This is a genomic window from Micromonospora sp. DT46, from assembly GCF_049841735.1.
In the GTDB taxonomy this organism is placed as follows: Bacteria; Actinomycetota; Actinomycetes; order Mycobacteriales; family Micromonosporaceae; genus Micromonospora; species Micromonospora reichwaldensis.
In genome coordinates this window covers 68,855-91,428 of the sequence record NZ_JBNCKW010000006.1, presented here as the reverse complement: position 1 = coordinate 91,428, position 22,574 = coordinate 68,855, and the positions used below count along the sequence as shown (strand labels likewise).

General features: G+C 73.5%; 20 protein-coding genes and 1 riboswitch. Of the genes, 13 read left to right on the top strand and 7 right to left on the bottom strand.

The annotated features are described in order from the left end of the window. Positions 1-181: 181 nt before the first annotated feature. From ACLQ20_RS17490 to ACLQ20_RS17475, 4 genes are all read left to right on the top strand, one after another. A complete protein-coding gene (locus ACLQ20_RS17490; RefSeq protein WP_425856562.1) occupies positions 182-2,059 on the top strand; it encodes a M14 family zinc carboxypeptidase in 1,878 nt (625 codons plus the stop codon). A gap of 167 nt (positions 2,060-2,226) precedes the next feature. Then, a riboswitch (cobalamin riboswitch) is annotated at positions 2,227-2,306 on the top strand. Between the two features lie 111 nt (positions 2,307-2,417). Further along, the gene (locus tag ACLQ20_RS17485; RefSeq protein WP_425856559.1) at positions 2,418-3,356 is read left to right on the top strand and encodes an ABC transporter substrate-binding protein; all 939 of its coding nucleotides are present in this window, start codon (positions 2,418-2,420) and stop codon (positions 3,354-3,356) included. A gap of 13 nt (positions 3,357-3,369) precedes the next feature. Continuing rightward, a complete protein-coding gene (locus ACLQ20_RS17480; RefSeq protein ID WP_425856557.1) occupies positions 3,370-4,473 on the top strand; it encodes a FecCD family ABC transporter permease in 1,104 nt (367 codons plus the stop codon). A 44-nt stretch (positions 4,474-4,517) separates the two neighbouring features. Next, positions 4,518-5,333 (top strand): ABC transporter ATP-binding protein, encoded by an 816-nt coding sequence (locus ACLQ20_RS17475; protein ID WP_425856556.1) that lies wholly within the window; start codon positions 4,518-4,520, stop codon positions 5,331-5,333. 74 nt (positions 5,334-5,407) lie between these two features. Here ACLQ20_RS17475 and ACLQ20_RS17470 read toward each other — a convergent pair whose 3' ends face one another. From ACLQ20_RS17470 to ACLQ20_RS17455, 4 genes are all read right to left on the bottom strand, one after another. Then, positions 5,408-6,169: a VOC family protein gene (locus ACLQ20_RS17470; RefSeq protein WP_327030259.1), complete on the bottom strand. Its 762-nt coding sequence runs from the start codon at positions 6,167-6,169 to the stop codon at positions 5,408-5,410. A gap of 97 nt (positions 6,170-6,266) precedes the next feature. Next, a complete protein-coding gene (locus ACLQ20_RS17465) occupies positions 6,267-7,004 on the bottom strand; it encodes an ABC transporter permease (protein WP_132232160.1) in 738 nt (245 codons plus the stop codon). A 15-nt stretch (positions 7,005-7,019) separates the two neighbouring features. Next, positions 7,020-7,937, bottom strand: coding sequence for an ABC transporter ATP-binding protein (locus ACLQ20_RS17460; protein WP_358114485.1), 918 nt, complete (start codon positions 7,935-7,937; stop codon positions 7,020-7,022). 116 nt (positions 7,938-8,053) lie between these two features. Further along, entirely contained in the window at positions 8,054-10,300 is a 2,247-nt protein-coding gene (locus ACLQ20_RS17455; RefSeq protein WP_425856553.1) for a HelD family protein, read from the bottom strand. 232 nt (positions 10,301-10,532) lie between these two features. On the opposite strand from ACLQ20_RS17455, the gene ACLQ20_RS17450 reads away from it, so the two are divergent. The 3 genes from ACLQ20_RS17450 to ACLQ20_RS17440 are packed head-to-tail and all read left to right on the top strand — an operon-like array spanning position 10,533 to position 13,372. Beyond that, positions 10,533-11,117, top strand: a complete 585-nt coding sequence (locus ACLQ20_RS17450; RefSeq protein WP_327030262.1) for a helix-turn-helix domain-containing protein — start codon at positions 10,533-10,535, stop codon at positions 11,115-11,117. A gap of 41 nt (positions 11,118-11,158) precedes the next feature. After that, positions 11,159-12,487 (top strand): MFS transporter, encoded by a 1,329-nt coding sequence (locus ACLQ20_RS17445; protein WP_425856550.1) that lies wholly within the window; start codon positions 11,159-11,161, stop codon positions 12,485-12,487. 33 nt (positions 12,488-12,520) lie between these two features. Then, positions 12,521-13,372, top strand: a complete 852-nt coding sequence (locus tag ACLQ20_RS17440; RefSeq protein ID WP_425856548.1) for a menaquinone biosynthetic enzyme MqnA/MqnD family protein — start codon at positions 12,521-12,523, stop codon at positions 13,370-13,372. A gap of 31 nt (positions 13,373-13,403) precedes the next feature. On the opposite strand, the gene ACLQ20_RS17435 is transcribed toward ACLQ20_RS17440, so the two are convergent. Further along, on the bottom strand, positions 13,404-14,351 hold the full coding sequence (locus ACLQ20_RS17435) for a hypothetical protein (protein WP_327030264.1): 948 nt from the start codon (positions 14,349-14,351) through the stop codon (positions 13,404-13,406). Then, entirely contained in the window at positions 14,351-15,307 is a 957-nt protein-coding gene (locus ACLQ20_RS17430; RefSeq protein ID WP_327030265.1) for a hypothetical protein, read from the bottom strand. Before ACLQ20_RS17430 ends, ACLQ20_RS17435 begins: the two co-directional genes overlap by 1 nt. A gap of 360 nt (positions 15,308-15,667) precedes the next feature. Here ACLQ20_RS17430 and paaA point away from each other — a divergent pair, with 360 nt between their 5' ends. The 5 genes from paaA to paaE all read left to right on the top strand — a co-directional run bounded on the left by paaA (position 15,668) and on the right by paaE (position 19,480). Then, positions 15,668-16,735, top strand: a complete 1,068-nt coding sequence (gene paaA / locus ACLQ20_RS17425) for a 1,2-phenylacetyl-CoA epoxidase subunit PaaA (RefSeq protein ID WP_425856546.1) — start codon at positions 15,668-15,670, stop codon at positions 16,733-16,735. Then, positions 16,732-17,052 (top strand): 1,2-phenylacetyl-CoA epoxidase subunit PaaB, encoded by a 321-nt coding sequence (paaB, locus tag ACLQ20_RS17420; RefSeq protein WP_425856544.1) that lies wholly within the window; start codon positions 16,732-16,734, stop codon positions 17,050-17,052. The genes paaA and paaB overlap by 4 nt, the downstream gene beginning before the upstream one ends. A 67-nt stretch (positions 17,053-17,119) precedes the next feature. Further along, a complete protein-coding gene (gene paaC, locus ACLQ20_RS17415; RefSeq protein WP_425856542.1) occupies positions 17,120-17,845 on the top strand; it encodes a 1,2-phenylacetyl-CoA epoxidase subunit PaaC in 726 nt (241 codons plus the stop codon). Positions 17,846-17,897: 52 nt separating this feature from the next. Beyond that, positions 17,898-18,374 (top strand): 1,2-phenylacetyl-CoA epoxidase subunit PaaD, encoded by a 477-nt coding sequence (paaD, locus tag ACLQ20_RS17410; protein ID WP_425857206.1) that lies wholly within the window; start codon positions 17,898-17,900, stop codon positions 18,372-18,374. After that, the gene (gene paaE, locus ACLQ20_RS17405; RefSeq protein ID WP_425856540.1) at positions 18,371-19,480 is read left to right on the top strand and encodes a 1,2-phenylacetyl-CoA epoxidase subunit PaaE; all 1,110 of its coding nucleotides are present in this window, start codon (positions 18,371-18,373) and stop codon (positions 19,478-19,480) included. Before paaD ends, paaE begins: the two co-directional genes overlap by 4 nt. A gap of 86 nt (positions 19,481-19,566) precedes the next feature. Here paaE and ACLQ20_RS17400 read toward each other — a convergent pair whose 3' ends face one another. Next, on the bottom strand, positions 19,567-20,331 hold the full coding sequence (locus tag ACLQ20_RS17400) for a peptidoglycan recognition protein family protein (protein ID WP_327030267.1): 765 nt from the start codon (positions 20,329-20,331) through the stop codon (positions 19,567-19,569). A 277-nt stretch (positions 20,332-20,608) separates the two neighbouring features. Between ACLQ20_RS17400 and ACLQ20_RS17395 the strand changes: the two genes are divergently transcribed. Then, complete coding sequence (locus ACLQ20_RS17395) at positions 20,609-22,456, top strand: FG-GAP-like repeat-containing protein (RefSeq protein ID WP_358114506.1); 1,848 nt, start codon at positions 20,609-20,611, stop codon at positions 22,454-22,456. Positions 22,457-22,574 lie beyond the last annotated feature (118 nt).

The window sequence follows — 22,574 nt, the reverse complement described above, 5'->3', positions numbered from 1 at the left end:
GGTCAGTGTCCCGCTCGGAAGGAACTTTCGCCAGAGGTCGACAGTTGGAAAATCATTGCCGATGTGAGGATCAGGATGACATGCAAAGTGGGCAACGATGGATGTTGATATGACCATGTGAGCGGTGGTGAAGTGTCCTCCACCGAGCGGGATCTCCTCCCGCCCCCCGAGGAGGTTGTCCATGGCCTTCCGCAACACCACTCTCCGCCGTCGCCTGGCGGTCGCCGTAGCAGCCGGGTTCGCCCTGCTCACGGTCGCCGCCGCGCCGGCCACAGCCCGGCCGGCCCCGGACCGGGCCGACTCCGCGGCGGCGTCGTACCGGGTGCTCGGCCCGCGTACGGTCGACGACCGCACCGCCGTCGCCGGCACCGGCGCCGCCATCGACTTCGTCGAGCACGGCGTGCTGAACGTCTCGGCCACGCCCGCCGAGGCGGCGGCCATCACCCGGCTCGGCTTCCGGCTGGAGGCGGTCCCCGCCCCGTCGGCCGACGGGCACGACCACGCCGAGGGGGACGTCGGCACGGCCGCCTTCCCGCCCGCCGACTCCAACTTCCACGACTACGCCGAGCTGACCGCCCTGGTGAACAAGGTGGTCGCGGACCACCCCTCGATCGCCCGGAAGATCAGCATCGGCTCCTCGTACGAGGGCCGGGACCTGATGGCGGTGAAGATCTCCGACAACGTCGCCACCGACGAGAACGAGCCGGAGATCCTGTTCAACTCCCAGCAGCACGCCCGCGAGCACCTGACCGTCGAGATGGCGGTCTACCTGCTCAACCTCTTCACCGACAGCTACGGCAGCGACTCCCGGATCACCAGCATCGTGAACAGCCGGGAGATCTGGATCGTGCCGACGGTCAACCCGGACGGCAGCGAGTACGACATCGCCACCGGCTCCTACCGCTCCTGGCGCAAGAACCGGCAGCCGAACAGCGGCTCGACGGCCGTCGGCACCGACCTGAACCGGAACTGGTCCTACCAGTGGGGCTGCTGCGGCGGCTCGTCCGGTACGACCTCGTCGGAGACCTACCGGGGCCCGTCGGCGTTCTCCGCGCCGGAGACGCAGGCGCTGCGGAACTTCGTGAACAGCCGGGTCGTCGGCGGCACCCAGCAGATCAAGGCGAACATCGACTTCCACACGTACTCGGAGCTGGTGCTCTGGCCGTTCGGCTACACGTACAACAACACCGCTCCCGGGATGTCGACGGACCAGTACAACACCTTCGCCACGCTGGGCCAGCAGATGGCCAACACCAACGGCTACACCCCGCAGCAGTCCAGCGACCTCTACATCACCGACGGGGACAGCATCGACTGGATGTGGGGCCAGCACGGCATCTGGGCGTACACCTTCGAGATGTACCCCGGCTCGGCCGGCGGTGGCGGCTTCTACCCGCCCGACGAGGTGATCCCCGCCCAGACCTCGCGCAACCGGGAGGCGGTTCTCCTGATCAGCGAGTACGCCGACTGCCCGTACCGGGCCATCGGCAAGCAGGACCAGTACTGCGGCGGTGGCGGCGGCACCACGGTCTGGTCGGACACCTTCGAGACGGCCACCGGCTGGACCATCAACCCGAACGGCACCGACACCGCGACCGCCGGGGCGTTTGAGCGGGGCGCCGCCCAGGCGACCAACTCCAGCGGGGCGAAGCAGCTCGCCCCGTACGCCGGCGCCAACGACCTCGTCACCGGCCGGCTGGCCGGCACGGCGGCCGGTGACTACGACCTCGACGGCGGCGTGACCAGCGCCCGGTCGCCGGCGGTGACCCTGCCGTCGAGCGGCACGCTGACGCTCTCCCTCGCCTGGTACCTGGCCCACGGCTCGAACGCCTCGTCGGCCGACTACCTCCGGGTGAGCGTGGTGCACAACGGCGGCACCACGGCCCTGTTCACCCAGTCCGGGGCGGCCACCAACCGCAACGGCGCCTGGGCGGTGGCCAACGCCAACCTCACCCCGTACGCCGGTCAGTCGGTGCGGATCCTCGTCGAGGCGGCGGACGCCTCGGGCGCGAGCCTGGTCGAGGCGGCTGTGGACAACGTCACCATCACCAGTTCCTGACCCGGTGGGGCCCCGTTCCGCCCTCGGCGGGGCCCCACCACCCCGTTCCGCAGACGTCGATCCAGGGCGTGTCGCCGCCGTTGGTGATCAATGAGCGCCGATGCGCCCTGGATCGTCGAGGCACGTCCGGGGCGTGCGCTACGGTTCTACCGACCACGCGCAGCGAAGCCGGTGCGAAACCGGCGCTGTCCCGCAACTGTGATGACCCGCCACCGGCCGCACCCGGGCGTGGCGGGGACGAGCCAGGTCGCCTGCGTCCGTGGTCGCGACACGCGCTCTCGAGGAAGGGCGCCTCGCGGACGGGCGCCACCGCTCCCTGTCGGCGAAGCACCACGCTCCTCGACCGACAGGAGGACCCGTGCTCAGACGTACCCCCCGGCTCTTCGCCGCGACCCTCGCGGTGGCCGCGCTCGCCCTCGGCGCCTGCGCCGAGAAGAGCTCCGACGACACCCCCGCCGCCGGCGCCAGCTCGGCCGGCGCCGCCTTCCCCGTGACCGTGGGCACGGTGACGCTGGAGAAGCGGCCCGAGAAGATCGTCTCGCTCTCCCCGTCGGCCACCGAGATGCTCTTCGCCATCGGCGCCGGCAAGCAGGTCACCGCCGTCGACGACCAGTCGAACTTCCCGGCCGACGCGCCGAAGAGCGACCTCTCGGGCTTCACCCCGAACGCCGAGGCGATCGCCGGCAAGAGCCCCGACCTGGTGGTCCTCTCCGACGACCGCAACAAGATCGTCGATCAGCTCACCGCGCTGAAGATCCCGGTCTACCAGACCCCGGCCGCGACCACGCTCGACGACAGCTACCGGCAGATCACCGAGCTGGGCGCCCTCACCGGCCACGCGGACGAGGCCGCCGACGTGACCAAGCGGATGAAGGACGACATCACCAAGCTGGTCGCCGACCTGCCGAAGCGCGCCGAGAAGCTCACCTACTACCACGAGCTGGGCCCGGAGCTCTACACGGCCACCAGCAAGACCTTCATCGGCTCGCTCTACACCATGGTGGGCCTGGAGAACATCGCCGACGCGTCCGACGCCGACGGCAAGCAGGGCGGCTACCCGCAGCTCTCCCAGGAGGTCATCGTCAAGGCCGACCCGGACTTCGTCTTCCTCGCCGCCACCAAGTGCTGCAAGCAGAGCGCGGAGACGGTCAAGGCGCGCGCCGGCTGGTCGGGCGTCACGGCGGTCAAGAACAACCAGGTCGTCGGCCTCGACGACGACGTCGCCTCCCGCTGGGGACCCCGCGTGGTGGACCTGCTCCGCGTGATCGTCGACGCCACCGCCAAGGTCCCCGCGTGACCCGCACCCGTCGATGACCGGTTCGCCCGCGCAGGCGCCACCCGCCCGGCGGGCCGGGACGCTCCCCGCGTCCCGGCCCGCCGGGCTGCGGCCCCGCTGGCTCGTCGCCGGGGTCGCCGCGGTGCTCGTCGCCCTGGTCGCCGGGGTCTCCCTCGGCCCGGTCAGCCTGCCGCCGGGCAGCGTCGCGGCCGAGCTGCTGAACCTCATCCCGGGGGTACGCCTCGACAGCGGGCTCTCCGAGCGCGAGATCGCCATCGTCACCGAGCTGCGGCTGCCCCGGGTGGTGCTCGGGCTGCTGGTCGGCGGGCTGCTGGCCCTGGCCGGCGGCTGCTACCAGGGCGTGTTCCGCAACCCGCTGGCCGACCCGTACCTGCTCGGGGTGGCGGCCGGGGCCGGGCTCGCGGTCACGGCGGTCATCACCCTCGGCGCCGGGGTGGGCGGCGCGCTGACCGGGCTGCCGCTCACCATCCCGCTGGCCGCGTTCGTCGGCTCGATCGGCGCGGTGGCGATGACCTACCTGCTGGGCGTCTCCGGCGGGCGCGGCCGCTCCACCGCCACGCTGATCCTCGCCGGCGTGGCCGTCTCCGCGTTCCTCTCGGCCGGGCAGACCTACCTGCTGCAACGCAACTCCGACAGCATCCAGCAGGTCTACTCCTGGCTGCTCGGGCGGCTCGCCACCGCCGGCTGGCACGACGTGCGGCTGGTGCTGCCGTACTTCCTGCTCACCGCGTTCGTGGTGCTGCTGCACCGGCGGGAGCTCGACGTGCTCTCCGTCGGCGACGACGAGGCCACGAGCCTCGGGCTGCACCCGCAGCGGTCCCGCTACCTGCTCATCGCCGCCGCCTCGCTCGGCACCGCCGCCGCCGTCTCCGCGTCCGGCCTGATCGGCTTCGTCGGGATCATCGTGCCGCACACCGTCCGGCTGCTCGCCGGGTCGAGCTACCGGGTGATTCTGCCGCTCTCGCTGCTCTTCGGCGGGGCCTTCCTGGCCCTGACCGACGTGGTGGCCCGTACCGCCGCCGCCCCGTCGGAGATCCCGATCGGCGTGGTCACCGCACTGCTCGGCGGCCCGTTCTTCGTGCTGGTGCTGCGTACCTCCCGCCGGATGCTCGGGTGAGCGCGCGGCGCGGGCGGGCCGCGCGGCCGGCGGACGGTGGGGCCGTGCGGGCCCCCGACGTGGCCGCCGTGCCCGCCGTCGAGGTGCGCGACCTGCACGTGCGCCTGGACGGCACGCCGGTCCTGGCCGGCGTCGACCTGACCGTCGCCGCCGGCGAGTGGGTCACCGTGATCGGCCCGAACGGCGCCGGGAAGTCGACCCTGCTGCGCGCCGTCGGCGGCCTGCTGCCCGCGCCGGGCGCCGTCTCCCTCTTCGGTACGCCGAGCGAGGCGCTGCGCCGCCGCGACCGCGCCCGGGTGGTCGCCACGGTCGCCCAGTCCCCGGTCGTGCCGGCCGGCATGACGGTGCTCGACTACGTGCTGCTGGGACGCACCCCCTACATCCCGACGCTGGGCCGGGAGTCGGCCGCCGACCTGGCCGCCGCCCACGAGGTGCTCGACGGGCTGGACCTGGCCGGGTTCCACGACCGGGAGCTGGCCACCCTCTCCGGCGGCGAGCGGCAGCGGGTCTTCCTGGCCCGGGCGCTGGCCCAGGGCGCGACCCTGCTGCTGCTGGACGAGCCGACCAGCGCCCTGGACATCGGCCACCAGCAGGAGGTGCTGGAGCTGGTCGACCGGCTGCGCCGCGAGCACGGCCTGACCGTGCTCGCCACCATGCACGACCTCTCCATCGCCGGCGAGTACGCCGACCGCATGGTGCTGCTGGCCGACGGCCGGGTGGTCGCCGCCGGCACCCCCCGCGAGGTGCTCACCGAGCAACTCCTGGCCACCTGGTACCGCGCCACGGTCCGCGTTATCCCCGGCGCCCAAGGCCCCCTGGTGGTCCCCATCCGCCCCCGCCCACCGAGCTCCTCCCGTTGATCATGAAGTTGTTGCCGCTCCGCTCGGCGTGTCGCCGCAACAACTTCATGATCAACGGGGTGTGGGGGCGGGGGTCAGGGGCGGGTGAGGATGTTGAAGAGGGCGCCGTGGGGGTCGCGGAGGGCGGCGTAGCGGCCCGCCGGGGTGGTCTGGGGCGGGACGAGGATGGTGCCGCCGAGTTCGGCGGCGCGGGCGGCGGCCGCGTCGGCGTCGGTCACGGCGAAGTACACCGACCAGTACGCGGGCGTGTCCGCGGGAAATCCGTCGCCGAGCGGTGGCACCATGCCGGCCACGATCCGGGTGCCGAGCCGCCAGCCGGTGTACGTGACCGGGCCCGCCTGCTGGTCGTCCGGTTGCCAGCCGAAGACCAGCTCGTAGAAGACCTTCGCGCCCTCCGGATCGGGGGTCACCAGTTCGGTCCAGGTCAGCGCCCCCGGGACGTCGAAGACCTCGGCCCCGGGCATCGACATCGGCTGCCAGACGCTGAACGACGCCCCGGCGGGGTCGGCGAAGACCGCCATCCGTCCCTGGTCGAAGACCTCGAACGGGGGCACCACGACCTGCCCGCCGGCCCGCTCGACCCGGCCGGCCACCAGGTCCGCGTCGTCGGTCGCCAGGTACGTCGACCAGATCGGCACCTGGTCGGGGATGGCCGGCGGACCCGCGCCCGCCACCGCCCGCCCGCCGAGCAGGAAGACCGTGTAGCCGCCCGCCTCGGGCTCCGGGTCGATCCGGCCGGTCCAACCGAACAGCTCGGGGTAGAACCGTCGCGCCTCGGCGAGGCCCGGGGTGGCGAGGTCGACCCAGCAGGGTGTGCCCGGCGGGACGATGCTCACGTCGACCCCCCTCTCGGCGGGGGACGGCCACGCCGGCACGCCCCTGCCGGAATCGTGGCACCGACCCGCCGCGCCACGTGGCGGATCGGCCGAAACGTCAGCTGAACCGTCGACCCTCGTCGCGCCGGTACGCCCACCCGGCCAGCAGCGCCAGCAGCACCACCCAGACCCCGAGCATGACCATCGACAGCGGGTTGACCGGGTAGTCGCCGACCGCCGCCCACATCAGCTCCACCGCGCCCCGGGTCGGCAGGAACGGCGCGACGGCCTCGACGAAGCCGGGCGCCTGGTCCGGTGCGGAGAGCAGCCCGCCCCCGAAGGCGAGCGGGAAGAAGACGACCTGCGCCACCACGATCGCCGCCTTGCTGGGCATCGAGTAGCCGATGGCGAGACCCAGCAGCGTGAACGGCACCGAGATCACCGTGACGATCGCCAGGGCCAGCAGGAACGCCGGTGCGCTGACCCGCGCCTCGGTGAGCGCCGCCCCGATCGCCACCACCGGCACCAGGGAGAGGTAGGTGAGTGCCAGCCCGGCCAGCACCCGCCCGGCGAAGCGCGGCGCCGGCCCGGCCGGCAGGGTCCGGGTGTACGGGTTCCAGGGCTGGTCGCGGTCCTCGGCGACCCCGACGCCGTACTGGAAGATGTTCGCGCTCATCACCGAGAAGGTGACCATGGCGGCGGTGGCGTAGGTGGCGCCGACCGGGTCCTTCCCGGCGAACGGCACCACGAAGAAGAGCATCGCGACGGCCGGGAAGAAGGCGCTGCCGACGACGGCGACCGGGATGCGGACCGTCTCCAGGAGCTGGTAGCGGGCGTGGACCAGGGCGAGGCGCATGGGAGATCCGTCCCCTCAGGCGGTGGCCGGCGGGCCGGCCACGGCGGTCGTCGGACGGTCGGCTCCGGAGCCGGGCGCGGTGATGGCGAGGAACGCCTCCTCCAGCGAGGTGGGGCGGACCTCCAGGTCGGCGAACGCCACCCCGGCGGTGACCAGGGCCCGCACCAGCTCGTCGGCGTCGGTGGTGAGCAGGTGCGTGCGGCCGTCGATCCGCTCGGTGCGGACGACGCCGGGCAGCGCGGGCAGCGCGTCGGCGACCAGGCTGACCCGGCGTACGCCGACGATGCCCCGGATCGCGTCGACCGTGTCGTCGGCCAGCACCCGGCCCTGCCCGATGACCACCACCCGCCGGGCCAGCGCCTCGACCTCCTCCAGGTAGTGGCTGCTCAGCAGCACGGTGCCGCCGTCGTCGTGGAACGCCCGGATCGCCTCCCACAGGGTGTGCCGCGCCGCGACGTCCAGGCCGGTGGTCGGCTCGTCGAGCAGCACCAGCCGGGGCCGGCCGACGAAGGCGAGCGCCACCGCGAGCCGGCGGCGCTGCCCGCCGGAGAGGCCCCCGGTCTGCCGCCGGGCCAGCTCGCCCAGGCCGAAGCGGTCGAGCAACTCGCCCCGGGGGACCGGGTCGGGGTGGTGGGCGGCGACGAAGTCCACCACCTCGCCGACCCGCAGTGTGCCGGGCAGGCCCGTCTCCTGCGGGGTGACTCCGATCTGCCGCCGGCTCGCCGGGTCGCGCGGGTCGCCGCCGAACAGCTCGACCCGGCCGGCGGTGGGCCGGCGCAGCCCGACGAGCAGGTTCAGCAGGGTGCTCTTGCCGGCCCCGTTCGGGCCGAGCAGGCCGACCAGCTCGCCGGCGGAGACCTCCAGGTCGACCCGGTCGAGGGCGAGCACGTCGCCGTAGCGGCGGCTGACCGCCTCGGCGCGGGCGAGGATCACGGGAGACTCGTCGTGGGTGTCACGGACCCTGTCTATCGCCCCGGCGCAAGCGACGCGTCGTCCGAGCGAAGCGTCTGTCGTGCAGGTCACGGTCGGCGTCGTAGTCATGTCGCCGGTCAGCCCAGCGGCGCGGGCAGCGGGCGGGCGTGCAGCACGGCGAGTCGGGACACCGCCCGGGTGAGCACCACGTAGAGCCGGTGCAGGCCGCGCGGTTCGGCGGCCGCGATCGCCGCCGGCTCGACGACGATGACGTGGTCGTACTCCAGGCCCTTGACCAGGGTCGCGGGCACCACCGTGACGCGCGCCGCGGCGGCCGGCTCGTCGACGGTCGCGGTGTCGACGCCGGCGGCCTCCAGGGCCGCCCGCAGCCCGCCGACCGCGTCGTCGGCGGCGATCACCGCCACCGAGCCGTCGAACGCCAGCGCCGCGCGCACCTCGGCCACCGTCGCGGCGACCAGGTCGTCGACGGTACGCACGTCGAGCGCGCCGTCGCGGCGCAGCGACTCGGCCGGGGGGACGTCGACGGCGAGCGCCGGCAGCAGCCGGTTGGCGAACGCCACCACGGCGGCGGGCACCCGGAAGCCGACCGTCAGCGGCACCACGACGGCGTCCGGCTTGCCGAGGTGTCGCAGGGACTCCCGCCAGTCGGCGGCGGCCCACGGGGCGGTGCCCTGGGCCAGGTCGCCGAGGAGGGTGATGGACCCGTGCTCGCTGCGCCGGGCGATCACCCGGCACTGCATCGGGGAGAGGTCCTGCGCCTCGTCGACGACGACGTGCCCGAAGCCGCCCGGCCGCTCGATCAGCCCGGCCGCCTCGTCGATCAGCACGGCGTCGGCCGCCGTCCACTTCGTGGCCTTCGGCGTACGCCCGAGCTTCGTGCCGGCCGGGGCGGGACGTCGCGCCGGGGCCCGCGTGGTGCCGGCCGTCAGAGCCGGGGCCTCGGCTGCCGTGGTCGGGCCGGCCGCCGGGTCCGGGGTGCCGGCCGCCGCAGTCGGGTCGGCAGCGAGGGTCGGGGCGGCGAGCCCGCACAGCCGCGCCTGCTCCTCGGCGTCGAGCAGCCCGTCCGCCGCCGCGGCGAGCCGCTGCGGGTCGCCGAGCAGGGCGTGCACCAGCCCTTCCGGGGTGAGCGCCGGCCAGACCGCGTCGAGGAAGGCGGTGACCGGGGTGGCCTTGCCCATCCGGCGCAGCCAGGCGTCGCTCGGCGACTCGGCGCGCCGCGCCTCGGCCTGCCGTTGCAGCAGCGCCACCACCCGGGCCCGGACGCGCTCGCGCCCCGTGGCGTACGGCAGCCGCTCCCGGCGGGTCTCCTGGACCACCCGGTGCAGCGGGTCCAGACCGATCCGCCAGCGGAACGAGCCGTCCGAGACCATGATCGGCTCGATCGGCTCGCCGATGTGCGCGTCGACGGCCCGGCGCAGCACCTCGGCCATCCGGGCGTCGTGCTTGACCGCGGCCACCGCCGGGTCCTCGACGGCCCGCACCGGCACCCGGGCGACCAGGTCCTCCACGGTGGCCTGCTCGACCTCGACCTCGCCGAGCGCCGGGAGCACCGCCGCGATGTACGACAGGAAGGCCCGGTTCGGTCCCACGATCAGCACGCCGGAGCGGCGCAGCCGCTCCCGGTGTAGGTAGAGCAGGTACGCGGCCCGGTGCAGGCCGACGGCCGTCTTGCCGGTGCCCGGGGCGCCCTGCACGCAGATCGAGTCGGCGAGGTCGGCCCGGACCAGTTCGTCCTGCTCGGGCTGGATGGTGGCGACGATGTCGCGCATCGGCCCGACGCGCGGCCGTTCGATCTCGGCGGTCAGGATCCGGCTGGTCGTGCCCAGTTCCTCGCCCCGGTCGAGGCGCTCGTCCTCGAAGCTGGTCAGCACCCCGTTGCTGAAGCCGAAGCGGCGCCGTACCGCCACGCCCTGCGGGTCGCGCGCGCTCGCCCGGTAGAACGACCGGGACACCGGGGCCCGCCAGTCCAGCACCAGCGGCTCGCCCCGGTCGTCGGTGACGTGCCGCCGGCCGACGTGGTAGCGCCGCCCGGCGTGGTCCGCGTGCCACCCGTCCGGCCCGTCGCCGGGGTCGCCGGGCGGGGCGTCGGCGGGCGGGGCCCCGGTCGCCGAACCGAAGTCGAGGCGGCCGAAGAAGAGCGGCGTGGTCGGGTCGTCGGCGAGTTCGGCGACCCGGCGGGCCAGGGTGCGTCCGAGGGTCTCGGCCGCGTACGCGTCGCCGGCCACCTGGTCGCCGGTGGAGAAGAGGGCCTGGGCGCGTTCCCGCATCTGGGTCAGGGCGGCCCGGGAGGTGGCGAGGTGCTCGCGTTCGGCGGCGAGGTCGGCGTCGAGGTCGGGGTCGATTGCGGTCACGGTGGATCCCATCGGGTCATCTGCCGGTCGCTCGCGTGTCCGGCGGGCGGATGGGCCGGCCCCCGGCGCGGGACGTCCGATGCGGTGGTCACCTCACCCTGGCCGTCAAGCGACCTGACAGCCTACGCGCCGGGCGCGTGACGCTCCACCGGATTTCGACCGTGGCGCCGCCGCCCGCCGCTGTACCTCCGGTGCCGGTCGACCGGCGACCCGCGGTGGGCGGGCGACCAGGAATCATGGACACATGACGGAGGCGCGTCCCGAACAGCGCCGGATCACGATCAGCGACCCGCAGGTGATGCGGGCGCTGGCCCATCCGGCCCGAATCGCGATCATGGAACACCTGGGCGTGGTGGAGGGCGGCGCGACCGCCACGGAGTGCGCGGAGGTGGCCGGGCTGTCGCCGAGCGCGACCAGCTACCACCTCCGGGCGCTGGCGAAGTCGGGCCTGGTGGAGCAGGCGCCGAGCCGGGGGGACGCGCGCGAGCGGCTGTGGCGCACGGTCGGCCGGGGCCTGATGGTCGACGCGGGACAGTCCGCCGGCCCGGAGGCGCGCGCGGCCGAGGAGGCGCTGGTGGAGGCGCACGCGGCCCGGGACATGGAGCGGACCCGGGAATGGCTGCGCCGCGCCGGCGACGAGCCCGCCGAGTGGTACGACGTCGCGCTGTTCAGCGACACGCTGCTGCTGCTCACAGCCGACGAGCTGGCGGGGCTGAACGAGGCGGTGAGCGCGTTGTTCGAGCCGTACCGGCAACGGAACCGCCAGGCGGATCCGCCGGCCGGGGCGCGCACGGTGGCGGTGCAGTACCGGGCGGTGCCGCTGGTGTAAGGGGGTTGCTTCGATCAGTTGTGAAGGATTATTTTCGAAGTATGTCCTTCGCAACTGACGGGTCGCGCTGGTCCGACGTCTGGCTCGCAGCCACCGCGCGCGGCACCTCGATGTGCGGTGACTTCCTCGCCGCCACGGCCCTGGCGCTCGCCCTCCAGTCCGCCGGCGCCAGCGGCATCGCCGTGTCCGGACTGCTGTTGGCGGCCACCCTGCCGCTGGTGGTGCTCGCCCCGCTCACCGGGCGGCTCGCCGACCGGGTGGACAGCCGGAAGCTGCTGGTCGCCGCCGGCCTGGGGCAGGCCGCCGTCTGCGCCCTGCTCGCCTTCGCCACCCACCCGGCCCTGATCATCGGGCTCGTCGCGCTGCTCGCCTGCGGGCTGGCCGTGACCCACCCCTGCCTGGCGGCGCTGCTGCCGGCGATGGTGCGCCCCGCCGACCTGCCCCGGGCGAGCGCGATCAGCCAGACGGCCAGCAGCCTGGGCGCGCTCGGCGGCCCGGTACTCGCCGGGCTGCTGGTCGGGCAGTTCGGCGCGCGCGTACCCCTGCTCATCGACGCCGGGAGCTACCTCGCCCTGGTGGCCGCGGGCCTGCTGCTGCGCACCCGCAGGGGCGGCCGGCGGACCACGGCCGCACCCGCGTCCGGGACGGAACGGGCCCCGGCGTGGCGGCTGCGCGGCGACCCGCTGCTGCTGGCCGTCGTCGTCAGCACGGCCGCGGTCATCACCGCCGTCGGCGGCATCAACGTGGTCGAGGTCTTCTTCATCCGCGAGACCCTCGACAGCTCGCCCACGGTGTACGGGCTGGTCGGTGCCGCCTGGATGGCGGGGATGCTGCCCGGCAGTTGGCTCTGCGCCCGGCTGGCCCACCGGCTCACCGACGACGGCGCCCTGGTGTACGGGGTGCTGGCGACGCTCGGCGGCATCTGCCTCATGGTGATGGTTGCCGCCGCCGTGCCCACGGCCGCGCTGCTGGTCCCGCTCTGGCTGGTCGCGGGCGCGGCGAACGGCGGGGAGAACGTCTTCGCCAACCTGCTCACCGCCCGGCGCGTGCCGGAGGCGTCGCGCGGCCGGGCGTACGCCCTCTACGGCGCGGCCGTGCAGGGCGGCTCGATGGGGGGCTACCTGATCGGGGGCGCCCTGCTGGCGCTGCTGTCGCCGCGACCCCTGATCGCGGCGGCCGGCGCGGTCGGCCTGCTGGTCGTGGTGGCGTTCGTGCCCGCCGTCGTCCGGTCCGTCCGACGGGTCCGGGCGGCCGGCGCCGGGTCGACGGCGGCGGCCCGGGCGGGCGGTGCGGACGGCGCGCCGGGAGAGGCGGGGGACGGCGACCACCCGGCGGATGCGGGGTTGGCCACTCCCACCCCGGCCCACTGAGCCACGCAACGGTGGCGGGGATACGGTCGGGGCATGGCTGAGCACGTCGCACGCCCCCGGGTCGGGCACATCCAGTTCCTGAACTGCCTGCCGATCTACTGGGGGCTGATGCGCTCCGGCGCCCTGATCGACGTCGACCTGCACAAGGACTCCCCGGACCGGCTCAGCGCCGCCCTGGTCGCCGGTGACCTGGACATCGGTCCGATCTCCCAGGTGGAGTACCTGCGGCACGCCGACGAGCTGCTGCTCCTGCCCGACCTGGCGGTCGGCAGCGACGGCCCGGTGCTGTCGGTCAACGTCGTCTCCACCCGCCCGCTGGCCGAGCTCGGCCACGGCAAGGTGGCGCTGGGCTCGACCTCGCGGACCGGGGTGCTGCTGGCCCAGTTGCTGCTCGGCGAGCGGTACGGGGTGAACCCCGAGTACTTCCGCTGCCCGCCCGACCTGACCCAGATGCTGCTGGAGGCCGACGCCGGGGTGCTGATCGGCGACGTGGCGCTACGCGCCCTCTACGAGGCGCCGAAGCGTGGGCTGGAGGTCACCGACCTCGGGCAGGCGTGGCGGGAGTGGACGGGCCTGCCGATGGTCTTCGCCGTCTGGGCGGTACGCCGCGACTTCGCCGCCGCCCACCCCGGCCTGGTCAAGGAGGTGCATGAGGCGTTCCTGCGCTCCCGGGACCTCTGCCTGGCCGAGCTGGACCAGGTGGCCGAGGCGGCCGCGCGCTGGGAGCCGTTCGACGCGGCGACCCTGGCGACGTACTTCCGGGCGCTGGACTTCTCCCTCGGCGAGCGCCAGGTGGCCGGCCTGCGCGAGTTCGCGCGTCGCGCCGCCACCATCGACGCCGCCCCGCCCCTGCCCGCCTCCGGCCCGGCCTTCTTCACGGGCTGAACCTCTGGCCGGCCCGGGGCGGTGGGCGGGGCTAGGTGGTGGGGCGGAGGAGGGCTTCGGTGATCTTCTGGCAGTTCTTCATGCCGTACTCGTAGCCCTTGCCGATCGGGTAGCGGACCATCACGCCCATCGTCCAGGTGTCGCCGATGGCCAGGCAGTTGATGTGCATCTCCTGCTCCTTGGTCCGGTCGATCCAGCCGTTCTTGATGGCGATGGTCTTGCGTTCGGCGGCCGGGAACGCCTTGCGGATGCCGAAGTCGCCGCCGCCCCTGACCAGACGCATCTCGTTGATCAGCCACTTGGTCCACTTCGGGCCCGCGGCGCGGCCGTCGGCGATGCAGGCGCCCATCCGGGCGGTGTCCCGGGGGGAGAGTTTCGTCCGGCTCCAGCCGCCGTCGCTGGCGACGCTGCTGTCGGTCAGCTCGCACTTGGAGAGCAGCCGCTTGATCGAGGCGGACCCGCCCAGCGCGTTGTAGAACTGCTGGGTCCGGGTGTTGTCGCTGTCCCGGATGATCTTCGTGGCGTCGGCCAGCTTGGCGGCGCTCGGGGTCTGGCCGTTCTCGTCGGCGCGGCGCAGGTGGTCGGCGACGATCCATGCCTTGATCAGCGACGCGGTGGTGCTGGTCTCGTCCATGTTGTCGGAGCCGATGATCTCCCCGGTGCGGCGGTCGAGGACGCTCCAGGAGTACCAGCCCTCGATGTCCAGGTCGAGTTCCTTGGCCTCGAACGGCAGCGGCTCCGGTTCCGGCGTCGGGCTCGGCGACGGCGAGGGTCGGGAGCTGCGGTCGCTGGGGGCGGTCGTGGCGCGGTCGGCCGGGCCGGCGGGGGTGCCCCACTCGGCGGCGGCGCGGGACTCGAACGGCGAGCCCGGCAGCAGCCGCAGCGAGACGAGCACCAGGCAGATGAGGACCACCGCGATGGCGATGAGCCTGCGGGGGGAGGCGTCGGCGGGCTCGTCGGCCCGACGCCGTCGCGTCATCAGAGCTTCCCGGCGGGCTGCTGAGGCACCTTGAGGGCGGCGCCCGGCTGCGGAGTCACGAGCTGGCTGGCGACCGAGGCGCAGACCTGCGCGCCGTAGTTCAGCCCGCTCTTCTGCGGGTAGCGGAGCATCACCGCGAGGCTCCACCTGTCGGTCACCGCGAGGCAGTTCACGTGCCAGTTGCCGTCGTAGTTGAGCGGGGTCCAGCCGTTCTTCATGCTGACCGGGCCCTGGCTGACGATCGACTGGGGGAGGCCGTCGATGATGCCCCAACGGCCGCCGCCGAAGCGGGGATTCTGGTCCTTGGCGGCCGTGCTGCCCCTGACCTTGCTCATCTCGTCCAGCAGGAGCTTCGTCCACTTGGGGCCGGCGGCCGTGCCGTCGGCGATGCAGTCGCCGAGCCGGACGGCGTCACGCGGGGACATCCGCGTGAAGCTCCACCAGCCCACGTAACCGGGCACGTTGCCCGGCTTGGTGTCGGTGAGCTTGCAGGTGCTGACCATCCGCCTGATCGTGCCGGCCCGGCCCGCCGCGCTGTAGAGGGCGTTGGCGGCGTCGTCGTTGCTGTCCCGGATGGCGGTGGTGATCTGCTTCTTCCGCTCGGCCGGCAGCGGCTTGTCGCCGAGCTGGTTGAGGTAGTCCGCCGCGAACCAGGCCTTGATCATCGACTCGGTGGAGCTGGTCGAGGCCAGGTTCTTCGACCCGGAGATCTCGCCGGTCTCCCGGTCCATCAGCGCCCACGAGAAGAACTCGCCCTTGAAGTTCACCGTGACCGGGCCGGCGGCCAGGGTCGGCGGCGGGGGCGGGGTGGGCGCGGGGGCCGCGACGCTTCCGCCGCCGCTCCCGCCGCTCGCGGCGTCGTCGCCGGCGAGTCGGGCGTACGCGGCCGGAACGAGCAGGCCGCCACCGAGGAGGACCGCCACGACGGCGAGCACCAGGGTCACGCGGGATCGCATGAGTGGGTGAGCTCCAGATGTCAGGCCGGGGGGACCGGCTGGTTGTCGGACGGATCGGCGGCTGGCCGAGGGCCGGGGGGATCCGCCCTCCGTGTTTCTCGGGCGATCGTCGGCAGCCGATCGGTGTGACGGGGGAAGTCTACGTGCGGATCGGCGGCGCGCCAGGACCCGACACCTGGCAACTTGCCATGTAGGCGGGATATCGAGCCGCTATGCGGCTGTTGAGAGGATTCACCTTCTCATAGTGACCCAAGTCATAGTTTGCCCGGCTGCCGGAGTCCCCGCCCCGTGCCGAAACTGTCTCCGGAAACCTGTTACACCCTCTGGTGTCCCGAGAGGCGAGCTGTAACACTTGACCTCATGTATGGCAACGACTTCTCCGCCGATGACGCACCCGGCGGTGGCCTGCTCGGCGAGGTCGAGGCGGCGGAGGCGGCCCTGCGGGAGGCCGCCGCACGTGGCCGCCGGGGCGGCGCCCCCGGCGCGGACGAGGACCTCGAGGCGTACTTCGCCGAGGTCATCGACGCCGACCAGAAGATCGAGCCGCGCGACTGGATGCCCGAGGCGTACCGCAAGACGCTGATCCGGCAGATCGCGCAGCACGCGCACTCCGAGATCATCGGCATGCAGCCGGAGGGCAACTGGATCAGCCGCGCCCCCTCGCTCAAGCGCAAGGCGATCCTGCTGGCCAAGGTGCAGGACGAGGCCGGCCACGGCCTCTACCTCTACGCCGCCGCCGAGACCCTCGGGATCAGCCGGGACGAGCTGGTCGAGCTGCTGCTCAACGGCCGGCAGAAGTACAGCTCGATCTTCAACTACCCCACCCTGACCTGGGCCGACGTGGGCGCCATCGGCTGGCTGGTGGACGGCGCCGCCATCGTCAACCAGGTCCCGCTCTGCCGCTGCTCCTACGGGCCGTACGCGCGGGCGATGATCCGGGTCTGCAAGGAGGAGTCGTTCCACCAGCGGCAGGGCTACGAGATCCTGCACACGCTCGCGCACGGCACCCCGGCGCAGAAGGCGATGGCGCAGGACGCCCTCGACCGCTGGTGGTACCCGTCGCTGGCGATGTTCGGCCCGCCGGACACCGACTCCACCCACTCGGCGCAGTCCATGGCCTGGAAGATCAAGCGCTTCTCCAACGACGAGCTGCGCCAGCGCTTCGTGGACATGTGCGTGCAGCAGGCGGAGATTCTCGGCCTGACGATCCCGGATCCCGACCTGCGCTGGAACGAGTCCCGGCAGTCGTACGACTTCACGCAGCCCGACTACGACGAGCTGATGCGGGTGATCAAGGGCAACGGCCCGTGCAACCGGGAGCGGATGGAGCACCGGCGCCGCGCCCACGACGACGGCGCGTGGGTGCGGGAGGCCGCCACGGCGTACGCCGCCAAGCGGGTGGAGCAGAAGGAGAAGGTAGCGGCGTGAGCGAGCGTAGCGAGCGGACGGACCAGCGCGGCGCGAGCGGTCCTTCGCCCTTGTGGGAGGTCTTCGTGCGGGCGCGGCGCGGGTTGTCGCACACCCACGTCGGCAGCCTGCACGCCCCCGACGCCGAGCTGGCCCTGCGCAACGCGCGGGACCTCTACACCCGCCGCCAGGAGGGCGTCTCCATCTGGGTGGTGCCGGCGGGCGCGATCACCGCGTCCAGCCCCGACGAGAAGGACGCCTTCTTCGACCCGGCGGCCGACAAGGTCTACCGGCATCCCACCTTCTACGACGTGCCGGACGGAGTGGCCCACCTGTGAGCGAGCGAACCGTTCGGCCCAGCACCGGGGCGCGTCGCGCCGCCGCCGAGCGGAGCGAGGTGGCGGCGTGAACGGCCCCTTCGACTTCGCCCTCGCCCTCGGCGACGACGCGCTCGTCGCGGCGCAGCGGCTGGCCGAGTGGACCACCCGCGCGCCGGAGATGGAGGAGGACATCGCGCTGGCCAACATCGCCCTCGACCAGCTCGGCGCGGCCCGGCTCCTGCTGTCGTACGCGGGCGAGGTGGAGGGCGCCGGCCGGGACGAGGACGCGCTGGCGTTCCTCCGCGACGACCGGGAGTTCCGCAACTGCCTGCTCGTGGAGCTGCCCAACGGCGACTTCGCGGTCACCATGGCGAAGCTGCTCTTCCTGGCGGCCTACCAGCTTCCGCTCTACACCGCGCTGGCCGGCTGCGCCGACGAGCGGCTGGCCGCGATCGGGGCCAAGGCCCGCAAGGAGTCGGCCTACCACCTCGACCACGCCTCGACGTGGGTGCGGCGGCTCGGCGACGGCACCGAGGAGTCGCACCGGCGCATGCAGGCGGCGGTCGACCAGGTCTGGCCGTACGTGCACGAGCTGTTCGCCCCCGACCCGGCGGCGCCGGTCGACCCGGCCACCCTGCGGGCCGACTTCGACGCCACCGTCGGCGCCGTGCTGGACGAGGCCACGCTGACCCGGCCGGAGTCCGGCTGGGCGCCGGGCGGCGGGCGGGACGGCGTGCACACCGAGCACCTGTCCTTCCTGCTCGCCGAGATGCAGGTGCTGCACCGCGCCCACCCCGGAGCGCACTGGTGAGCGCGAGGAGTGCAGCGCAGCGGAGCCCCGCAGTCGCGAACGGAAGGCGGCACTGGTGACTCCGTGGGAGGCCGTGGCGGCGGTGGTGGACCCGGAGATCCGGGTGGTCACCATCGACGACCTCGGCATCCTGCGGGCGGTCGACGAGGACCCGGCGACCGGCCGGGTGGTCGTGACCATCACCCCCACCTACACCGGCTGCCCGGCGATGGACGTGATCCGCGCCGACATCCGGCGGGCGCTGGCCGCCGCCGGGCGTCCCGAGGCCGACGTGCGGACCGTCTACAGCCCGGCGTGGAGCACCGACTGGATCTCCGACGCCGGCCGGGCCAAGCTCGCCGCCGCCGGCATCGCCCCGCCGTCGCCCGTACGCGCCGACAACGTGGTGCCGCTGACCCTCGCCGTCCGCTGCCCGCGCTGCGGCTCGCCCGAGACCGAGCAGGTCAGCCGCTTCGGCTCGACCGCGTGCAAGGCGCTCTGGCGCTGCCGTTCCTGCCGTGAACCCTTCGACCACCTGAAGGCGCTGTGACTGTCACCATCACCCGCCCGGTCCGTCGCCGGCCGGTCTTCCACCCGCTGTCCGTCGCCGCCGTCGACCGGCTCACCGACGACGCCGTGGCGGTCACCTTCGCCGTGCCGGTGGAGCTGCGGGAGACGTTCGCGTTCTCCGCCGGCCAGCACCTCACCGTCCGCCGCCCCGGCGCCGCCGGTGAGGACGTGCGGCGGTCGTACTCCATCTGCTCCACGCCCGACGACCTGGCCCGGCACGGCCGGTTGCGGATCGGCGTGCGGGAGATTCCCGGCGGCGCGTTCTCCGCCTTCGCCTGCGGCGCGCTGCGCGGCGGCGACACGATCGAGGTGCTGCCGCCGCTCGGGCACTTCACCACGGCCCTCGCGCCGGACCGGGCCCGCCACTACGGCGCGGTGGTCGCCGGCTCGGGCGTCACCCCGGTGCTCGCGCTGGTCGCGACGGCGCTCGCCGTCGAGCCGGCCAGCACGTTCACGCTGGTGTACGGCAACCGCACGGCGAACACGGTGATGTTCGCCGAGGAGTTGGCCGACCTGAAGGACCGGTGGCCCACCCGGCTGCACCTGGTGCACGTGCTCTCCCGGGAACAGGGCGAGTCGGCGCTGCTCTCCGGCCGGATCGACGCCGACCGGCTGGGCCGGCTGCTGGACACCGTCGTGCCCGGCGACACCGTCGACGAGTGGTTCCTCTGTGGCCCGTACGACATGGTGGTGGACGCCCGGGAGGTGCTCGCCGCGCGCGGCGTGCCGGAGTCGGCGGTGCACACGGAGCTGTTCCACGTTGCCGAGGCCCCGGCCCCACCGCGACGCCCGGCCGACGAGCCGGGCGGCGGCGCCGAGGTGACCATCCTGCTCGACGGCCGGTCGTCGCGTTTCACGATGCGGCGCGACGAGCGGGTGCTGGACGCGGCGCTGAAGGTGCGCGGCGAGCTGCCCTACGCCTGCAAGGGCGGGGTCTGCTCCACCTGCAAGGCCAAGGTGGTCGACGGCGCGGTCACGATGGCCCGCAACTACGCGCTGGAGCCGGACGAGGTGGCCGCCGGCTACGTCCTCACCTGCCAGTCCAGCCCGACGACCGACCGGCTCACCGTCGACTACGACGCCTGACCGGTCCGCCCGCCGCTCGGCGGGCGCAGCCGGGTCGGCGGGTCGGCGCAGGCACCGCGTCGCACCCGCCGACCCCCTGCGTGCGGTCAGCTCGGGGCCTTGACCTGGCCGTCGTAGGCGATGCTGCGCCACAGGTCGAACTGGCGGTCGTTGCCGACCAGCGGGTTGCCGGCCAGCGCGACGGCGGCGTGCACCTCCTCGTCGTTGCGGAGCTGGCGGAAGTAGCCGGGTCCGACGAGGGCGATGCCGCGGCCGGGTGACTGGATGAGCTTCATGTCGTTCTCCGTGAGGTCGAGGGGTGGGTTGCCGGCGAGCTGGCGGGCCACGTCGGCGCGCATCGAGTCCAGGTCGATGAACGACGGGTCGATCTTGCCGCTGGTGCTGGTCTCCCGGTGGCCCCGGGCGTGGCTGGCGTCGCGGCCGAGCCGCCGCAGCACGGCGGCGGTGGCGAGCACCGAGGCGCTGTACTGGGCGCCGGTCATGGCCTGGTTGACCCCGTTGTAGTCGATCTCCCAGCCGACCATCAGGGTGTTGCCGTCGCCGGCCGGGATGGGGCCGCTGCCGCGGCTGACGCCGGCGTGGTTGGCCCGCCCGCCGGAGATGACGTGGAAGACGCCGTGGTGGTCGACCAGGGCCTGGCAGAGCGGGCCGGGCAGGTCGGAGCGGCCGTTGATGCAGATGTTCAGGGCGGGGTGCGGGTTGCCGGCGCTGGAGGTGGCGGCGGTGTGGTGCCAGAGCACGCCGATCGGATTGAACGAGCTGCCGGAGACCCGGCCGAGCCAGTTGCCGTGCTCCACCACCGTGACGCCGGCGGCGCGGAGCACGTCGGCGAGCCAGGGGATGGTCGCCATCAGGTTGCCATCAGGTCGGCGAGGCGACGTAGGGGAGGACGGGTGGGGGAGGACGCCTTCACGATCATTCACGAATGTTAATGGTTCGATGGGTGCGTCGGGAGGGCCTGATCGCGGCGGTCGAGCGGGGCGGTGCGGCGACCGCCCAACATCTATATTCCAGTCCGTCACCGACAGGTGACGCGGCCGACCGTGCGCCCCGGGCAGACCGGCGGGTCGAGCCGGCCGGTGCCGGAGCGCGGGTGGCCGGCCGCCGTGCCCGAGGAACGGAGAGTCGATGGATCAGCAGGTACGACGACGGCGAAGAGCCCTCGTCATCGGTGTCGCCGCCGCGTTGACGGCAGGGGCCGTCGCAGGTGCGCCGGCCCGGGCGGTAAGCGGGGGCAGCCCGGTCACGGACAGCGCGTACGCCTTCGCGGCGAAGGTCACCTTCGGTGAGATGGGCGCCTGCTCCGGGGCGCTGGTCGCGCCCCAGTGGGTGTTGACGGCCCACTCATGCCTTCCCCCCACCCCGGGCCCGCGCTCGACTGCGAGCGCGCCCGCGTGGCCCACCACGGTCACCGTGGGCCGGCTGGATCTGACCACGAACGACGGCCGGGTGCAGCGTGCCAATCTCGTGGTGTCGCACCCGGATCGGAACCTCGCGCTGCTCCGGCTCACGCTGCCGGTGGTCGGCGTCACCCCGGTCGCGCTCGCCACCGGGGCACCCGTGCCGGGCGAGACGTTGCAGGCGCTCGGCTTCGGTCGTACCGCCACCGAGTGGGTGCCCGACAAGCTGCACGGTGCGCCGGTCACGGTCGGCGCCGTCTCGGCCACCTCGGTCGCGATCAGCAACGAACAGGGTGGGCCGACCACCTGCAAGGGCGACGCCGGAGGGCCGGCGGTGCGGGTGGTGGACGGGCGTCCCGAGCTGGTTGCCGTGCATGCCACCTCCTGGCAGGGCGGCTGTCTCGCCGAGACGGAGACCCGGCGGGACGCCATCGAGACCCGCACGGACGACCTGGCCGGCTGGATCCGCCAGAACACGCCCAACAACTGCAGTGCCGGTGGCGCGAGTCACGGCCCGGCCGACCAGGCGGGTGTGGTGATCCTGGGCGACTGGACCGGCGACTGCCGCACCGACGCGCTTGTCCAGCTCGCCGACGGCAGGCTGCGGGCGTACCCGTCGAGCGGCGACCTCTCGGGCACCGCCCCGCTCTTCCCGTCGCCCTACCGCTACGTGGGGACGAACTGGGGCGGGGCGAACCGGCCGCGGGCGCTCACCGGGGACTTCACCGGGGACGGCCGGACGGACATCATCGCGCAGAGCGGCGACGGCACCCTGACCGCCTGGGAGTCGACCGGCGACCTCTCCGCCGACTACCGGCTCTTCGCCGGGGCGTCCGCGATCGTCGGCACCGCCTTCACCAGCGGCTCGATCCCCCGCCTGATCCCGGGCGACTTCAACGGCGACGGCCGCACCGACCTCCTCGGCCAGCTGCTCAACGGCACGCTACGGGTCTGGACGTCCACGGGCGACCTGTCGGCCGACGCCCAGCTGTTCGCCGGGACGACGAGGGACGTCGGCACGGGTTTCACCACCACGGAGGTGCCGCGCATCCTGACCGGCGACTTCAACGGCGACGGGCGGACCGATCTGATCGCCCAGCACGCAGACGGCACCATGAAGGGCTACCCTTCCAGCGGAAATCTTTCCATGGACATGAGGCTCTTCCCGACGACTCTCGTGGCGAAGGTGGTCGGCACCGGTTGGCGGAGTTCCTCGATTCCTCGGATCCTGCCGGCCGACTTCGACGGTGACGGCACCACCGACCTGGTCGCCCAGCTCGCGGACGGACGGCTGCGGGCGTACCGGTCGTCGGGGGCGATGACCGGCGAGGGGCTGCTGTTCTCCGGGCCCTACCCGTACGTGGGCACGAACTGGGGCACGACGAACCGGCCCCGCATCCTGGTCGGGGACCTCACCGGCGACGGACGCACCGACCTGATCGGCCAGGACTCCGCCGGCGTCATGCTCGGCTTCCAGTCGACCGGGGACCTGAGCGCCGACTTCAAGCTCTACGCCACCAGCACCAGTGCCGTGGGCAGCGGCTGGACGCCCAGCAGCATCCCGCGCGTCTTCTGACCGGAGGGTGCGGCGTCGTCCGTCGTCGGACGGGCGGCGCCGCACCACCGGCGAGGGTGAACACCGTCACACCCGACGCGCCGCCGGGCGGGCTGTTCGGCGGCCATCGACCGGTCCC

Coding starts and splice junctions, on each gene's coding strand:
- ACLQ20_RS17440 (WP_425856548.1), top strand. CDS start 12,521: ATGGCTGAGCACGTCGCACGCCCCCGGGTCGGGCACATCCAGTTCCTG.
- paaA (WP_425856546.1), top strand. CDS start 15,668: ATGTATGGCAACGACTTCTCCGCCGATGACGCACCCGGCGGTGGCCTG.
- ACLQ20_RS17455 (WP_425856553.1), bottom strand. CDS start 10,300: ATGGGATCCACCGTGACCGCAATCGACCCCGACCTCGACGCCGACCTC.
- ACLQ20_RS17445 (WP_425856550.1), top strand. CDS start 11,159: ATGTCCTTCGCAACTGACGGGTCGCGCTGGTCCGACGTCTGGCTCGCA.
- ACLQ20_RS17465 (WP_132232160.1), bottom strand. CDS start 7,004: ATGCGCCTCGCCCTGGTCCACGCCCGCTACCAGCTCCTGGAGACGGTC.
- ACLQ20_RS17400 (WP_327030267.1), bottom strand. CDS start 20,331: ATGGCGACCATCCCCTGGCTCGCCGACGTGCTCCGCGCCGCCGGCGTC.
- ACLQ20_RS17480 (WP_425856557.1), top strand. CDS start 3,370: ATGACCGGTTCGCCCGCGCAGGCGCCACCCGCCCGGCGGGCCGGGACG.
- ACLQ20_RS17430 (WP_327030265.1), bottom strand. CDS start 15,307: ATGCGATCCCGCGTGACCCTGGTGCTCGCCGTCGTGGCGGTCCTCCTC.
- ACLQ20_RS17450 (WP_327030262.1), top strand. CDS start 10,533: ATGACGGAGGCGCGTCCCGAACAGCGCCGGATCACGATCAGCGACCCG.
- ACLQ20_RS17490 (WP_425856562.1), top strand. CDS start 182: ATGGCCTTCCGCAACACCACTCTCCGCCGTCGCCTGGCGGTCGCCGTA.
- ACLQ20_RS17395 (WP_358114506.1), top strand. CDS start 20,609: ATGGATCAGCAGGTACGACGACGGCGAAGAGCCCTCGTCATCGGTGTC.
- ACLQ20_RS17435 (WP_327030264.1), bottom strand. CDS start 14,351: ATGACGCGACGGCGTCGGGCCGACGAGCCCGCCGACGCCTCCCCCCGC.